A 15,677-nucleotide genomic window follows, 5' to 3' on the forward strand; every position below is an offset into this window, starting at 1 on the left:
GGAACGCGTCAGAGAGATTTAGCTTCTCGTCGGCGTCGTGATGGCTGCGAAGGCAGTCGAACGCGCCGCTGGGCTCCGGTTCACGCGCCGCATCGTTATGCCATCGCGTTTCCACACGACCTGGGTCAATTCCGGCCAGCCGGTAACCGCTGGTCGCGCATCGGCGTTTCGCCTGACTCTCAAGCCAGCAACTGAATGGAATGGCCCGCGACGAACCACCCGGTTTCGTCGCGACGCACGCTTTTGCGCCCGTGCCGCGCGCGGCACGCAGCCGTTCGCCACAGCGTGGCCTGGCCAGTTTTCCGTACTAGATGGCCCAAAACCCGACATGCCGAAGCTTTCGGAAATCGTCCCGATCTCTGACAATTAAGCAATCGGTGAACAGCAGCTAAGCGCGGTGAGCCGACAGCTGACTATCCCTATCGGGCAGTAGAGCTAACCAAACGGGAGCGGGTGAAAACCTATGACGACTGAAGTGGAAGCGCAGAGTATTTCGCGATCGCCGGAGCCCGCTCCCTTGCGCGTGATGGCGGCGCCGCCCCAGACGCCCCCTGCGCAGGTGAGCTTCACGGCGCGCATCGCGCTCGGGCTCGTCGGCATGCTGTTCGCGTCGCTGCTGGCGATCCTCAACGAGCAGGTTACCGCGGCCGCGATGGCGGATATCCAGGGCGCCTTCCTGATCGGACATGATGACGCAACCTGGCTAACCGCACTATTCGAAGCGGCGAACGTCGCAACGATGGTGTTTGCGCCGTGGTTCGGCATCACGTTCACGCTCAAGCGCTTCACGATTGGCGCGGTGCTGGCGACGATGTGCTTAGGGCTGCTGTGCCCGTTGGCTCCGAATCTGCCGGCTCTGTACCTGTTGCGCATCCTGCAGGGAATCGCGGGGGGAAGCCTGCCGCCGATGCTGATCATCGTGGCGCTGCGCTATCTGCCGCCCAATCTGAAGCTGTATGGCCTCGCGGGCTATGCGCTGACGGCTACTTTCGGGCCGGCCCTCGGCACGCCGCTCGCCGCATTGTGGACCGAGTTCGTCAGCTGGCGGATGGCGTTCTGGCAGATCGTTCCGCTAGGCGTGCTGTGCTGCATAGCGATTCAGCAGGGGCTTCCCGCGGACCCGATGAAGCTCGACCGGTTTCGCTCGTTCGACTGGGTCGGCTTTGTGACTGGATTTCCCGCGGTCGCGATGCTCGTGACCGGTCTATTGCAAGGCGATCGTCTCGACTGGTTCGACTCCGGGTTCATTCGCGTGATGTTTGGCGCGGGGTCGCTGTTGCTGGTCGCATTTCTCGTCAACGAATGGTTTCAGCCGGTGCCGTTTTTCAAGCTTCAGCTGCTTGCGCGCAGGAACTTCACGCATGGACTTTCGACGTTGCTCGGCACCGTGATCCTGCTGGTGGGCATGGCGGCGATTCCGGGCCAGTATCTCGCGAAAGTGCATGGCTACCGCCCGCTGCAGACCGCGCCGCTGTCGCTGTCTCTGGCCATCCCGCTGTTGATCACATTGCCGCTGACGGCTGCTTTGCTCAACACGCGCCGCGCCGATCACCGCTGGGTGATCGCCACGGGTCTCGCGCTGATGTTCGCGACCTGCGCGTTGGGAAGCTTTATGACGTCGGAATGGATTCGTGACAACTTCTACCTGCTGCAATCGTTGCAGATCGTCGCGCAGCCGTTGGTGATCATGTCGATCCTGATGGGCGTGACGACGGGGCTGCCGCCCACCGAGGGTCCGTTCGCTTCGGCGATGTTCAATACCGTCAAGACGTTTTCCGCGGCGCTGGCGAGCGGACTCATCGAAGCTGTGGGGACTGCGCGCGAGCACTTTCATTCGAGCATGCTGGTCGATCAACTGGGCAACCGGTTACTGATCGCGAACCAGGGCGTCGACGCGAACTACGGTCTCGGTCAGCTCGCGCACCGGATTCACGAACAGGCGGTGGTTCTGACCTCCGCCGATCTGTATCGCGTGATGGCGTGTGTTGCCGTTGCGCTTCTTCTGCTGGTTCCCGTGTTGCCTGTGCGCATCTATCCGCCGTGGAGCACGACGCCGCCTTCTTCGCATTGAGGAACGATTTCCATGTCATCGACTATGCCATCCCCACTGAAGATCTTTCGTGTTGCCGCGGTCATCGGCGTCGTCGGCCTTGCTGCATGGGCTGCTACGAGGCTCTTTGCGAGCCCGAGTACCGAGTCCACCAACGACGCCTACGTCACCGCGGACTTCACGCTCGTCGCGCCGCGCGTCCCGGGCCAGATCACAGACGTACTGGTCAACGACAACGAGGACGTGAAAGCGGGCCAACTGCTTGTGCGCATTGATGACCGCGACTTTCGCGCGGCGTTGATGAGCGCCGAGGCGGAGGTGGTCGCGGCGAAGGCGTCGGTGGCGAACTTCGACGCGGAGATTGCGCGGCAGCCGTCGCTGGTCGAGCAGGCGCGCGGGACGCTGCGTGCCGACGACGCATCGATCAGTTTTGCTCGGGCTAACGCGTCGCGTTACCAGAACCTTTCCGACGCCGGCGCTGGGACGGCACAGGAACAGCAACGCGCTTCGAGCACACTCGCGCAGCAGCTTGCGCAGCAGTCGCACGATCAGGCGGCGTTGCTGGCCACCGAGCAGAATCTGGACGTGCTGCGCACGCAGCGCGACAAGGCGGCAGGCGCGCTGCAACATGCCGAGGCTGCGCTCGAGCAGGCGAAGCTGAACCTCTCGTATACGGAGATCCGCGCGCCCGTCGACGGCAAGGTCGGCCGCCGATCGGCGCGGGTCGGCGCGTTCGTGACGCCTGGCGCGCCGGTGCTGGCGATCGTGCCGCTATCGGATGCGTACGTGGTCGCCAACTTCCAGGAAAGCCAGATCACCAACATGCGGCCGGGTGAAACCGTGCGCGTGACGGTGGATAGCCTGCCCGGCGTCGTGATCCGCGGCCGGATCGATAGTCTCGCTCCCGCGACCGGCGTCAGCTTCGCGCCAATCGCGCCCGACAACGCCACCGGCAACTTCACGAAGGTCGTGCAGCGGGTACCCGTCAAGATCACGATCGATCGCGGCCAGGCGAAGGCGTCGGCATTGAGCGTGGGGCTTTCGGTCGAGGCGGAAGTCAAGGTAGGCCACGGTGACGAAGCCACGGCCGAGGGAGCGGAAAGAGAATGAACACGAGCGAATACTCCTTGCGCGGTGTCGTCGCCGCGCTTCTGACCTGTATTGCGCTGACGGCATGTACGGTGGGTCCGAACTTCGAACGTCCACAGACGGCTACGCCGCGGGTGTTCGAGCGCACGCAAGCCGCGCAGTCGCCGAGCCGCGCCGTGCAAGCCCAGTTCGGTCCAGACTGGTGGACGCTGTTCAACGATCCGGTATTGAACGATCTGGAAAAGCAGTTAGCCGACGCCAATCTGGACGTCGCAGCGGCCTCCGCGCGTTTGCTGCAAAGCCGGGCCGAGCGCCGCGTGGTCGGCGCGGCCGAGTACCCGACCCTCGACGGCGCCGCTTCGTACAACCGCGAACGCGGCAGCGAAAACGGCATCCTGTCGCTGCTCGGCGTTACCCCGACGCAGAGCCAGCCGCAATCGGCTTCGGGCAGCGCGCCGCTCGGGGTGGCGGCCATGCCGGGCTCCAATGGCTCGCCCGCCTATAACCTGTATCAGGCTGGGTTCGATGCGTCGTGGGAGATCGATCTGTGGGGGCACGTGCGCCGCAGCGTCGAAGCGGCGACCGCGATGTCAGAGGCCTCGTACGAGGACCGCAACGCCGTGCTGTTGAGCGCGCGCGCGGAGCTGGCGCGCGACTATATCGAGCTGCGCGACACGCAGGACCTGCTCCAGATCGCGAAACAGAATCTCGACATCGCCAATGATGCGCTCAAGCTCACGCGGGTTCGTGCGCATGAAGGCGTCACCACCGATCTCGACGTATCGAACGCCGCCGCGCACGTGGAAAACATCGAAAGCCTGATTCCGACGCTGGAGTCGCGCTCCGAGACCACGATCAACGCGATCGGGCTGCTGCTCGGGCAGGAACCCGGGGCGCTGCGGCAGACGCTTGCCGCGCCTCGCGAGGTGCCGGTGTTGCCCGCACAGGTGCCGATCGGCTTTCCGTCGGAGCTCGTGCAGCGCCGGCCCGATATCCGCAAGGCGGAGGCGGACCTGCATGCGGCGACCGCGACGGTCGGCGTCGCGAAGGCCGATTTCTATCCGCGCATTACGCTGAACGGTAGCGCGGGCCTGCAGAGCCTGCAATTGTCGAATCTCGGCAGCTGGGCGTCCGGGCAGTTCGTCGTGGGACCGTCGATCACGTTGCCGATCTTCGAGGGCGGTCGTCTGAAGGGCACGCTGCAATTGCGTGAAGCGCAGCAACAGGAAGCCGCCATCGTCTACAGGCAGACGGTGCTGCGGGCGTGGCAAGAAGTCGACGATGCGCTCGTCACCTACGATGCCGAACAACGCCGCCGCGAGCGGTTGGCCGCGGCCGTCAGCATGAACGAGCGCGCGCTCGTGGTCGCGCGGGCACGCTACAAGGCGGGCGCGCTCGACTATCTCGACGTGCTGAACGTGCAGCGGCAACTGCTCGAAGCGCAGAGCAATCTGCAGACGAGCAAAGCCACCGCCGCGACCAATCTGATCACGCTCTGCAAAGCGCTGGGAGGGGGATGGGAATCGACCTACGGCGGGTAACCAACGCGCCGGCGATGTCGTGGAAATCGCGTCCGGAGTGGAGACCGCCGCGACGCGGCCGCGCTCAGGCGTCGGTCGCTCTGATCGGTTGTCCTGAGATGCGCGCGTGCAGCCGTGGTGTCGCGAAGTCGAGAAAGGCGCGCAGCTTCAAAGGCAACGGCGTTTGCCCCGCATGCACGAGATGGATCGGCAACGGCGCCGATTCGAACGCATCGAGCACGACACGAAGCTCGTTCGCACGGATCGCGTCCGCCACCTGGTAGGAGAGCACACGTATCAGTCCGACGCCGAGAATCGCCGCCGCGATCGCGGCGTCCGCCGTGTTCACGGTGAGGCGAGACTGCACCGGCACGGTCAGCACCGACTGGCCGGAGCCGAAGGTCCAGGCGCGCGTCGACTCGAGCACCTCGAACGTGATGCAGCGATGCGCGCCGAGATCCGCTGGTCTGGCCGGCACACCCTGCGCATCGAGGTACGCGGGACTGCCGCAGATGACCCGGCGCACCACGCCGACGCGCCTCGCGACCAGCGTGCTGTCGGGGAGTTCGCCGATCCGGATCGCGACGTCGGCGTGCTCGTCGAGCAGATGCACGATGCGGTCCGTCAGCACGAGATCGATGTCGATTTCGGGGTAGTGCGCCAGAAAATCCGCGACTACCGGCACGACGTGCAGACGGCCAAAAACGATCGGCGCGGTGACCACCAGTTGGCCCCTCGGTGCCGCGTATTCGCCCGTCGCGGCGCGCTCGGCTTCGCCGATCTCTTCGAGAATCCGCCGGCACGCGGCGACGTAGGAAGCGCCGGCCTCGGTCAACGATAGCTGGCGCGTGGTGCGGTGAAGCAAACGTGTTTTCAGATGCGATTCGAGTTCTCCAACCTTGCGGCTGACCGTGGCGAGCGGCATGTCGAGCCGGCGGGCGGCAGCCGACAGACTGCCCGCATCGACGACCGCGACGAGGATGGACATCGCTTCGAGACGGTTCATGATCCTCTCGTTCGATGGAAGGATGAATCTCGATCCTGACGGATTCTCTTGATCAACGCAAGCGCGTAACGTTCATGACCGGAAGCCGGAGGGCGGCATGTCGCCGCAAAAGCCGGAGCGAGTAAAATAAGGAGCTTTGCAGTGCGCGACTCAACCCACCTCACCGATCGTTCCGCCGCGCCCGCATTCGCGTCGCGCGGAAAGATCCTCATGATGGCGATCGTCGCCGGCGCGGTGATCACCAACATTTACTGCACGCAGCCGATCCTGCCGCTGATCGCGGCGGGCCTGCGCGTCGACGTGACGACGGTCGACCTGGTCGCCGCGGCGGCACTGCTCGGTTTTTCGAGCGGGCTCGCATTGCTGCTGCCGCTCGGCGATCGGTTCGACCGCCGCAAGCTCGTGCTGATCCAGATCGCGCTCGCGTGCGTGTTCGGCGTCGCCGCGGCCGTCGCGCCCGGCATCTGGTCGCTCGTCGGGGCGTCGTTTGGTCTCGGCATCGTCAGCTGCGTTCCGCAGCAACTGGTGCCGTTCGCCGCCGTCATGTCGCAGCCGAGCGAGCGCGGGCGTAACGTCGGCACCGTCGTGAGCGGGATCATGATCGGCATCCTGGCCGGACGTACGGTCGCCGGCGTGATCGGGGCGGCATACGGATGGCGCGCGGTGTACGGCGCCGAAGCGGCCTTCATGGTGCCGGTCTGGATCGCGGCCGCGGCGCTGCTGCCGCGCGGCGTGCCGTCGACAAACCTCTCCTATGGACGTCTGCTCGCCTCGCTGTGGCCGCTTGCGCGCGACAATCGTCCAATTCGCGAATCGATGCTGATCCAGGCTTTGCTGTGGGCGTGTTTCAACGCGTTCTGGGTCAATCTCGCGGCGCTTCTCGCGAGCGGACCGTGGCATCTCGGCAGCGCGTGGGCGGGCGGTTTCGGCGTAATCGGCGCGGCCGGCGCGTTCGCCGCTTCACTCGGCGGCAATGCGACCGATCGCGTCGGGTTCCGCAAGGTGATCGGCGCCAGCATCGGCATCGTCACGCTCGCGTATCTACTGCTGTCGGGCGCGGCGAGCTCGCTGACGCTGTTGATCGTCGGCGTGATCGTGCTCGATATCGGCGTGCAGTCCGGCCTTGTATCGAATCAGACGCGCGCTTTTGCCGTCGATCCGAAAGCTCAGGGGCGCATCAACAGCCTTTATATGACGGCCACGTTTTTCGGCGGTGCGGTCGGCGCGACGCTTAGCGGCTGGCTGATGGCGCGCTATGGCTGGACCGGCATCGTCGTATTCGGCATCGCGCTCGGCGTGCTCGCCGCCGCGATTCACTGGATCGGCGCGAATCGGGGAACGGTAGTCGATGTAGAGGCAACCCCCGATTGATCGCGCGTTACCGCCTGGTTCGAACGTCGTTGACTGCAGAGGTGAATCATGAAGGTCGCGATGAAAACTGTCGTCCGTAAAGATGATGCTCCGACGATCGTGCATGCGATGAAGTCGGTCGATCCCGACGCGAAAGTCGAAGTCGACGTCGTCATCCGAAACCGCTTCGCCGGATCGGATCGCCGCGCCGTTGGATGGCCCGGATGCGATCCATGCTGGCCCGTGGATGAACCTTTTGTCCAGGCAAACCGCGGCGATTGTCGTCAGAATCCAGAGGACCAGTTTGACGCGAGTCAGGTATGAGCAAAAACCCGAAAACTGCCGTGCAGGAAATTCATGAAGCACCGTCTGCCGGTGAATCGATGTCGGGTGCCGACATCATCTTGCGCGTGCTCAGCGAACAGGGCGTCGATACCGTGTTCGGCTATAGCGGCGGTGCAATCCTGCCGACCTACGACGCTGTGTTCCGTTTCAACGAACTGCATGCACACGATCCGGCACGGCAGATCAACCTCGTCGTACCGGCCAACGAACAGGCTGCGGGCTTCATGGCCGCGGGCTATGCGCGCGCGAGCGGCAAGGTCGGCGTTTTCATGGTCACGTCCGGCCCCGGCGCGACCAACGCGGTGACGCCGATCGCCGACTGCAACGGCGATTCGGTGCCGGTCGTGCTGATCTGCGGACAGGTGCCGCGCGGCGCGATCGGCAGCGATGCATTCCAGGAGGCGCCGGTGTTCAACATCATGTCGGCGTGCGCGAAGCAGGTATTTCTCATCACCGATCCGGACAAACTCGAACAGACACTGCGCACTGCATTCGAAGTCGCGCGCACCGGACGGCCCGGCCCCGTCGTCGTCGATGTGCCGAAAGATATCCAGAACTGGACCGGTAGGTGGCAGGGGCAGGGCACGCTCGCGTTTCGCGGCTACTCCGATCGTCTTCGCAAGGTGGCCAAAGGCGCGCATCTCGACCACGGCAAGCGCGCCGAGTTTTTCGATTTGCTCGCGCAAAGCCGGCGTCCGCTGCTGTATGTCGGCGGCGGCATCATCACAGCTGGGGCGACCCGGGAGCTGCGGCAGTTCGCCGAGCGTTACCGGATTCCCGTGGTGCATTCGTTGATGGGGCTCGGCACGATATCGGTAAAACACGAACTGGGCCTTGGCATGCTCGGCATGCACGGGGCAGCCTGTGCGAACTATGCAGTGGAGGATTGCGATTTTCTGATCGCGGTGGGCGCACGGTTCGACGACCGCGTCGCCGGCGGCCGCCCCCACGCCTTTGCGCCGCGAGCGCGCTACGTCGCGCACATCGATATCGACGAGGCCGAAATCAACAAGGTGAAACGCGCGCATTGGGCCCATGTCGGCGATGCGAAGAACGCGTTGCTATCGTTGATGGACTACGATGCACAGTTCGAGGCTCCGGCGGCGTGGCTCGACCATATTGGCGAACTGAAGCGGCATTACGGCATGAACTACGAGCGCAACAGCCCGCTGATCCAGCCGCAGTTCGTCGTCGAAAAGCTCAGCGAGATCACCGGCGGCCGGGCCATCGTGACTACCGGCGTGGGGCAGCACCAGATGTGGGCTGCGCAGTTCTTCGACTTCGTCGAGCCGCGAAGCTTTCTGAGTTCGGGCAGCATGGGGACGATGGGCTTCGGGCTGCCCGCGGCGATCGGCGCGCAGATAGGGCGCCCGGATGCCCTCGTGATCGACATCGACGGCGATGGCAGCATGCGGATGAATATCGGCGACCTCGAGACCGCGACCACGTATGGCGTTCCAATCAAGGTGCTGTTGCTCAACAACGTCGGTGACGGGATGATCCGGCAGTGGCAGCGTCTCTTTTATGACGGACGCTTATGCGTGAGCGACAAGTCACTTCATCGGAAGGACTTCGTGATGGCGGCCAAGGCCGACGGGTTCGAGTTTGCGCAGCGCGTCGAGTCGATCGCCGAATTGGAAGGCAAGCTCCGAGCTTTCGTCGGATTCCCCGGACCGGCTTTTCTCGAAGTGATGATCGACCAGAACGCCGATGTGTTTCCGATGGTCGGGCCGGGACAAAGCTATGCGGAGATGATCACCGGGCCTTTCATCCCCTCTCGCAATGAGCAGGAAGCTGGCGGCAAGCACGCGGTGCGTCAGGCGGCGTCGGATATGTTCTAAGTGAAGTGAGCCGGCTTTGGGCCGGCTCACTAGGCGCTTCGAGTCGCGACTTGCGGGGCGCGAAGCGGGAAGGGCATCAATTGCGTGTGGTGCGGGCCGCTCAGGCGCGCGGAATCTTAGCAATGGCGACAATTTCGACCGCAGCGTTGGCGGCAACCTCGCTATGCGAAAACGCCGAGCGCGCATGGGCCGCCTTGTCGGCGACCACGGCGGCGAACGCCTCCAAAACGCCGCCGACCACGGCGGGCTGATCGTAGCAGCCATCGGCTGAACTCGCGTGCATGCGCAATGGGCAAGCGAACACGACCGCTACCTGTCGTCCCTCGGATTGCCTGCAACGGCGGAGCCATTCCAGCAAACGCAGATCAGCGATGACGCTCGCGAATTCGGCCAGGCTGTGGATGGCAGCCATCTCGCTAGGGGAAGCATCCTTAACTCGTTTCACATCGCGCTGAAGTTCAAGGCTGTCTGGATAGTGTCATCTTGCGTGCGTTCTTGCCTGCGGTTACTGGCAAGACCGGTGGCAGATTGATTACGTCCTACGCCGGTCCGCTCCATTACGCGGCGGAATAGTGTCTATGACGCCGCGTCTATAGAGCGATCATTCTGGCTAGCCTAATGTAGTCCAACAGCGACGGTTCGGAAGGCACGGTGTACGGCCAAATCCCGAGCGTTCTCCATTGCGGGTGACCAGTAGGTCTGCCCGATACCGGGAAAAGTGAAATGTCCTACGCGCAATCACCACCGCAAGCGGCGCCGCGCGGACTCGAGCGCGAGTCCGCAGCGTGCATCATTCCACGACGATATCCGCACGCGGAAGATTTGCGAAATGACGATTCGCGAGCAGGACATTCGGGTGCAATCGAGCCCATGACGTATAACGGTTCGCGAACCTCCGCCGCAAACAAGCCCGATTTCCCCAATCTGATGTTCGCCCCCGATTACCCGGTCCATTCCGATCGGGACCGAAACTCATAGCGTTCCGACGAAGCGCGCTTCAGACGCTTTGCGGCGCTTGTGCTTACAGCACACGTACACGCCCGGTTCGCATCGCCGGGCTGGTGCGTGAGGCGCACGGCCTCTCACAAGCACTTCATTCGCAGTCCAACTCAGAGCAATACATCTAAAGCGCCGTGCGTTGCCTGACGAGCGCGAAGGGAAAGCCATGCCCTTTTTCGAGTATCGCGGCTTGCGTCGGTGTGTCAGCGTCCCGCTCATCGCGGGCGCCGCGGTTGCATCATGCTGCCGGGTAGCAACCGTCCATGCAACCGAGGGCGGGGGGAACAACTATCCGGTCGGCGTGAACACACTGCTGCCGGGCATTCAGCCCGCCCCAGGCAATCACTTGTATGTCTACCTGCAAGACTACGAAGCGACCACGCTGGCAGGAAACAACGGCGACCCATCGAGCAGCGTATCGGATTTTTCGCTTCATGCGCAGGCATTGGCATTCCGCTTGTCGCACGTGTGGCGGGACGTGACGCTGTTCGGTGCGACGCTCGAGTCGAGGACCAACATCCCGTTCGTCAATCTCGACGTGCACTTCGACGCGCACACGCCAAAAGGTCGGGTATACAAGAGCGGGCATGCGACGGGGCTGTCCGATCTGACGCTCGGACCGCTTTTCCTCGGCTGGCATATCGGCAACCTGCATCAGGTGATTGGCCTCGAATTTTTTGTCCCGACAGGCAGCTACGACCCGGGCCGGATCGTCAATCCCGGCCGCAACTACTATTCGATGCAGCCGAATTACGCGGTCACATGGTTGCCGACGCCGAATATCGAATTCAGCGCGCGAGCGCTTTACAGCGTGAACTCGGTCAATCACGCTACCGATTATCACTCCGGCAATGAATTCATCGTCGACTACAACGCCGGTTATCGCTTCACGCCGATGTGGCAGGTCGGCGTGAGCGGGTATTTCTACAAGCAGACGACGGACGATTTACAACACGGCGTTCCGGTCAACGGCAATGGCAACCGCGGACAGGCGTTGGGCGTGGGCCCGTCGATCGCATACGGCAATCGCAAGTTTTCCGTCGCACTCAAGTACCAGCGCGAAATGATGGTCCGCAACCGGCCAGAAGGAAACCGCGTCTGGCTGCAGATGTATATGCCGTTTCAATAGTAGATGTGCGATCGAAGCCTCGTCGTCGATCCGCATCGCATGAGGAGAGACGAGCTTCATTCCACGACGGAATAGTGTCCATGACCCGACATGCGTAGTACTGAACATATCGACGCGGTACTGTAGATAACAGAAAGACACACGACGCGTTCACGATGCGACGAATGCAATAAGTGTCCATGATTTGCGCGTTGTTTGCCGATGCATCCATCACTGACCTGATAAGGAGTCGCTTCGCACATGAGTACAACGAATTACACCAACGCGGAGCCGCGCGCGTGCTCCAGTTGTGAATATCCAATCAATCCCAACACGGAGGTGACACCATGTCCGTCGCGCTAATCACTGGAGCAAGCCGAGGTATCGGCGCAGCCATTGCGGCCGCCTTGGGCAGGCAAGGCTACAAGGTCGTCGTCAATCATCGCAACAGCGCGGCTCAGGCCGATGACGTGGTCGCCACGATCGCTGCGGCCGGCGGTGAAGCCATCGCGATTAAAGCCGACGTCACCCGGTCTGACGACGTCGCCGCGATGGTGGAGCACGTGATCGAGCGCTGGGGCGGAGTCGACGTCCTCGTGCACAACGCGCTGACGCCGTATGACGTGACCTCGTTCGCCGACCTGAGCTGGGAGCAGCTTGGCGGAAAGCTGGATACGGAACTGCACGCCGCCTTTCTGGCAACCAAGGCCGTGGTTCCGGGCATGATGACCCGGAGGCATGGCCGGCTCATCTATCTGAGTGCGCTGCTGTCACGTCGGCCGCGCAACGGGATGATCACGCTCGGCACCGCGAAGGCTGCTCTCGACCAGTTTGTGCGCTATGTCGCGCTTGAATTGGCGCCGCACGGCATTACCGCCAATCTCGTCGCGCCGACCACCGTCGAAGGTGCGACCTCGGCAGGCCTGATTTCCGCGGAGCGCCTGAAGGCGATCGCGGCATCGATACCGATGGGCCGGCTCGCGCATCCGACGGAAGTGGCCGATACGGTCGTCTACCTCGCAGGCGAAGCGTCGGGCTTCACCACCGGGCACTACCTTCCCGTCAGCGGCGGCTTTGGAATTGAGTAAGCACGGCAGGTCGCCGAATCGGATCCACGGCCTCGCGAAACACACTTTCAATTGCATCTGATTGTCCTGACAGGAGATTCACATGACGAAGCTCTCGATCGACCTGACTTATGTTGGTGCGGGTATTCACGAAGAACTGGTCGCGCATGTCGCTGATCAGGAGGGATATTTCGAAGATGAAGGCGTTCACGTCGCGTTGCGTGACGGCGCCGTCTGGAAAACCGAGCGCGTGCGCGCCGGCGCAACCATCGGTCTGGGCCGCGCTTTATTGTCGCGGATGACCGACGGCATCAAATGGACGGCGCTGAGCGTCAATACGCACCAACCGCTGTTCTGGTTCGTCGGCGCTAATGGCGTGCGGTCGATGGAACAGCTGCGTGGCCGCCGTCTGGCCGTGCACGGGGCGCGCACCGCGCCGGGTGTGTTCGCGCGGATCGTGTTGCGCAAGCACGGGCTGGATCCCGATCGCGACGTCGAGTGCGTCGAGCGAATCCCCGGCGACTACCAGATGGATTTGCGGCGTCTGCGCGACGGAACGATCGACGCGGCTTACGTGGGCAGCACGTTGTCGGCAGAACAGGTGGCACGCGAAGAAGGCTTTTCGGTGTTGGCCTGGGTCGGCGATCACTTCCAGATCCCCACCGTGGGGCTCGCGGTTGACCCTTCGCGCATCGCACTCGACGACCCGGCGCTGCAAGCGCTGGTACGCGCGTACAAACGATCGCTGAAAACGATCGCCGAACAGCCGAGCCTCGCGGTCGAACATATCGCGTCGATGTTGGGGCGACTCACGCGCAGCGAAGCGGAACAACACTACGAACGCTACATCCGGCCGCATTTCACCTCCGATGGCCGGGTCGATCTCGCGCTTGCGAAACGGGGGGTGGCAGCGGTCGCCGCCGAACTGGGGCTCGCCACGAAAGGGGCCGACGAGATGTACCTGGCGACGTTGTAATCGGGTAGTCAAGTCAATCGGGTCGAGTTGGAGAAGGTGTCGAAGTACTTCGCCACTTACCTTCTCGTCCCGGGTTCGCGGGCGCGATGCGCTTCCGTGGCGTTTGGAAACGCAGCCCCCGCATAACGTTGGATTTGGAGACCGCGTCATGCCTAACACGCAGAAAAGACGAGAGCTGGCATCCGACTCTGCCATCGCCACGCTGCAGCCGAATCTGCCGGCGACGACGGTGGCGGACGTGAGCGCGACCGACTTCAGGCAGGCGCTGTCCAGCGCGATCACGCCGGTCACGATTCTCGCCACCGATGGGCCCAACGGAAGGGCGGGTGTGACCTGCTCGGCCGTTTGCTCCGTATGCGACACGCCGCCGACCGTGCTCGCCTGTGTGAACCGCAAAAGCTTCGCCAATGGCGTAATCAAGGCGAATGGCGTACTCACGCTCAACTGGCTCGGAGCCGAACAGAGCGAACTTTCGCAGCTCTTCGCCGGCGTCGGTGCCGCCACCATGCAGGAACGGTTTGCCGGCAGCGAGTGGGGAACCCTCGCGAGCGGTGCGCCGTATTGCAAACAGGCGCTGATGACGCTCGATTGCCATCTCGTCGATGCGATCGAGTTCGGCACGCATAGCCTGTTGTTCGCTCGCGTGATCGCGACGATTCAGTCGGACGACGGCCGGCCGCTTGCCTACTATCAGCGCGCCTATGTAACGACTCACCCCGCCACCTGTTAATCAGCGGTCTCTTCACTTCATTACGCAAAAGGAATAGTCATGATCCGAACCGGTCGCCAATACCTCGAATCCCTGAATGACGGGCGTCAAGTCTGGGTGGGAAACGAAAAGATCGACAACGTCGCCACGCATCCGAAAACGCGCGATTATGCGCAGCGTCACGCGGATTTTTACGACCTGCATCATCGTGAGGATTTGCAGGACGTCCTGACCTACGTCGACGAGAACGGCGGGCGCCGTTCGATGCAATGGTACGGACATCACAACAAGGATCAACTACGGCGCAAGCGGAAGTATCACGAAACGGTGATGCGGGAAATGGCCGGCGCGTCGTTTCCGCGTAGTCCGGACGTGAACAACTACGTGCTGCAGACTTACCTCGACGATCCAGTGCCGTGGGAGAAGCAATCGATCGGCGCGGACGGCCATATCAAGGCAAAGAACATCGTCGATTTCGTCAACTTCGCGAAAGACCACGATTTCAATTGCGCGCCGCAATTCGTCGATCCGCAAATGGACCGCTCGAATCCTGACGCACAGGCACGCTCGCCGGGCCTTCAGATCGTCGAGAAGAACGAAAAAGGCATCGTCGTCAACGGCATCAAGGCGATCGGCACGGGTGTCGCATTCGCCGACTGGATTCATATCGGCGTGTTCTTCCGGCCTGGCATACCCGGTGAGCAGGTTATTTTCGCGGCTACGCCGGTCAATACGAAGGGAGTGACGATCGTCTGCCGGGAAGGCCTCGCGAAGGAGGACTCGATAGAACATCCGCTCGCATCGCAGGGGGATGAACTGGACGGCATGACGCTTTTCGAAAACGTATTCATTCCGTGGTCACACGTGTTTCACATCGGCAATCCCGAGCATGCGAAGCTCTATCCGCAACGGGTTTTTGACTGGCTCCACTACCATGCACTGGTACGTCAGATGGTGCGCGCGGAGTTGATGGCGGGCCTTGCTGTGCTGATCACCGAGCATATCGGAACCAGCAAGATTCCCGCGGTGATGACGCGGGTCGCGAAGCTGATCGGGTTCCATCAGGCGATGCTCGCGCACGTGATCGCGGCGGAAGAACTCGGGTTTCATACGCCGGGGGGGCACTACAAGCCGAATATTCTCATCTACGACTTTGGACGCGCACTGTATCTTGAGCACTTCTCGGCGATGATCTACGAGCTCGTCGACCTGTGCGGGCGCAGTGCGCTGATCTTCGCGAGCGAGAAGCAGTGGAACGATGCGACGCTCAAGCCGTGGTTCGAGCGCCTGAACAGCGGCCCGGTCGGCAAGCCGCACGACCGCCTGAAGATAGGCCGAGTGATCCGCGACCTGTTCCTGACGGACTGGGGCAGCCGTCTGTTCGTGTTCGAAAACTTCAATGGCACGCCGCTGCAAGCGATTCGCACGCTGACGATGCAGCGCGCCGAGTTCTCCGGCTCGGGCCCGTACGCGAAGCTCGCCCGGCGCGTCTGCGGAATCGAGTCCGAAATCGACGACGACAGCGACTACAAGGCGACCGCGGACTACGCGAAGGCGCTCGACTCGGCGCGGCATCAGGAGTCGCTGGCATTGAGCGGCACCATGGCCATCTGAATA

At 62.8% G+C, this 15,677-nt stretch carries 14 protein-coding genes; 11 read left to right on the plus strand and 3 right to left on the minus strand.

What is annotated here, in order from left to right; genetic code table 11:
- The first annotated feature begins 526 nt into the window (after window positions 1-526).
- From AB3X86_RS31175 to AB3X86_RS31185, 3 genes are read left to right on the plus strand one after another with little or no spacing between them, the layout of a single operon-like run.
- Window positions 527-2,071 (plus strand): MFS transporter, encoded by a 1,545-nt coding sequence (locus tag AB3X86_RS31175; RefSeq protein ID WP_368599014.1) that lies wholly within the window; start codon window positions 527-529, stop codon window positions 2,069-2,071.
- 12 nt (window positions 2,072-2,083) lie between these two features.
- Window positions 2,084-3,160 carry an HlyD family secretion protein gene (locus AB3X86_RS31180; protein WP_368598916.1) on the plus strand — a complete coding sequence of 359 codons (1,077 nt, stop codon included), beginning with the start codon at window positions 2,084-2,086 and terminating at the stop codon, window positions 3,158-3,160.
- Window positions 3,157-4,680 carry an efflux transporter outer membrane subunit gene (locus AB3X86_RS31185; RefSeq protein ID WP_368598917.1) on the plus strand — a complete coding sequence of 508 codons (1,524 nt, stop codon included), beginning with the start codon at window positions 3,157-3,159 and terminating at the stop codon, window positions 4,678-4,680. The genes AB3X86_RS31180 and AB3X86_RS31185 overlap by 4 nt, the downstream gene beginning before the upstream one ends.
- Window positions 4,681-4,744: 64 nt before the next feature.
- On the opposite strand, the gene AB3X86_RS31190 is transcribed toward AB3X86_RS31185, so the two are convergent.
- Window positions 4,745-5,665, minus strand: a complete 921-nt coding sequence (locus AB3X86_RS31190; RefSeq protein ID WP_368598918.1) for a LysR family transcriptional regulator — start codon at window positions 5,663-5,665, stop codon at window positions 4,745-4,747.
- A gap of 141 nt (window positions 5,666-5,806) precedes the next feature.
- Between AB3X86_RS31190 and AB3X86_RS31195 the strand changes: the two genes are divergently transcribed.
- From AB3X86_RS31195 to ilvB, 3 genes are read left to right on the plus strand one after another with little or no spacing between them, the layout of a single operon-like run.
- The gene (locus AB3X86_RS31195) at window positions 5,807-7,036 is read left to right on the plus strand and encodes an MFS transporter (protein ID WP_368598919.1); all 1,230 of its coding nucleotides are present in this window, start codon (window positions 5,807-5,809) and stop codon (window positions 7,034-7,036) included.
- A gap of 48 nt (window positions 7,037-7,084) precedes the next feature.
- Entirely contained in the window at window positions 7,085-7,339 is a 255-nt protein-coding gene (locus tag AB3X86_RS31200; RefSeq protein WP_368598920.1) for a hypothetical protein, read from the plus strand.
- Complete coding sequence (gene ilvB, locus AB3X86_RS31205) at window positions 7,336-9,201, plus strand: biosynthetic-type acetolactate synthase large subunit (protein ID WP_368598921.1); 1,866 nt, start codon at window positions 7,336-7,338, stop codon at window positions 9,199-9,201. The genes AB3X86_RS31200 and ilvB overlap by 4 nt, the downstream gene beginning before the upstream one ends.
- Window positions 9,202-9,301: 100 nt before the next feature.
- On the opposite strand, the gene AB3X86_RS31210 is transcribed toward ilvB, so the two are convergent.
- Window positions 9,302-9,613, minus strand: a complete 312-nt coding sequence (locus AB3X86_RS31210; protein WP_368598922.1) for a hypothetical protein — start codon at window positions 9,611-9,613, stop codon at window positions 9,302-9,304.
- 753 nt (window positions 9,614-10,366) lie between these two features.
- On the opposite strand from AB3X86_RS31210, the gene AB3X86_RS31215 reads away from it, so the two are divergent.
- Together AB3X86_RS31215 and AB3X86_RS31220 are read left to right on the plus strand one after the other, a co-directional pair.
- The gene (locus AB3X86_RS31215) at window positions 10,367-11,329 is read left to right on the plus strand and encodes a transporter (protein ID WP_176383609.1); all 963 of its coding nucleotides are present in this window, start codon (window positions 10,367-10,369) and stop codon (window positions 11,327-11,329) included.
- 326 nt (window positions 11,330-11,655) lie between these two features.
- A complete protein-coding gene (locus AB3X86_RS31220) occupies window positions 11,656-12,396 on the plus strand; it encodes an SDR family oxidoreductase (protein ID WP_368598923.1) in 741 nt (246 codons plus the stop codon).
- On the opposite strand, the gene AB3X86_RS31225 is transcribed toward AB3X86_RS31220, so the two are convergent.
- On the minus strand, window positions 12,371-12,586 hold the full coding sequence (locus AB3X86_RS31225; protein ID WP_368598924.1) for a hypothetical protein: 216 nt from the start codon (window positions 12,584-12,586) through the stop codon (window positions 12,371-12,373). The genes AB3X86_RS31220 and AB3X86_RS31225 overlap by 26 nt on opposite strands.
- A 6-nt stretch (window positions 12,587-12,592) precedes the next feature.
- On the opposite strand from AB3X86_RS31225, the gene AB3X86_RS31230 reads away from it, so the two are divergent.
- From AB3X86_RS31230 to AB3X86_RS31240, 3 genes are all read left to right on the plus strand, one after another.
- Window positions 12,593-13,351 carry an ABC transporter substrate-binding protein gene (locus AB3X86_RS31230; RefSeq protein WP_368598925.1) on the plus strand — a complete coding sequence of 253 codons (759 nt, stop codon included), beginning with the start codon at window positions 12,593-12,595 and terminating at the stop codon, window positions 13,349-13,351.
- A gap of 148 nt (window positions 13,352-13,499) precedes the next feature.
- Window positions 13,500-14,081: a flavin reductase gene (locus AB3X86_RS31235; RefSeq protein WP_368598926.1), complete on the plus strand. Its 582-nt coding sequence runs from the start codon at window positions 13,500-13,502 to the stop codon at window positions 14,079-14,081.
- Window positions 14,082-14,120: 39 nt separating this feature from the next.
- On the plus strand, window positions 14,121-15,674 hold the full coding sequence (locus AB3X86_RS31240) for a 4-hydroxyphenylacetate 3-hydroxylase N-terminal domain-containing protein (protein ID WP_176383603.1): 1,554 nt from the start codon (window positions 14,121-14,123) through the stop codon (window positions 15,672-15,674).
- Window positions 15,675-15,677: the final 3 nt, after the last annotated feature.

This window comes from Paraburkholderia sp. BR14374 (assembly GCF_040948685.1).
GTDB lineage: Bacteria > Pseudomonadota > Gammaproteobacteria > Burkholderiales > Burkholderiaceae > Paraburkholderia > Paraburkholderia youngii.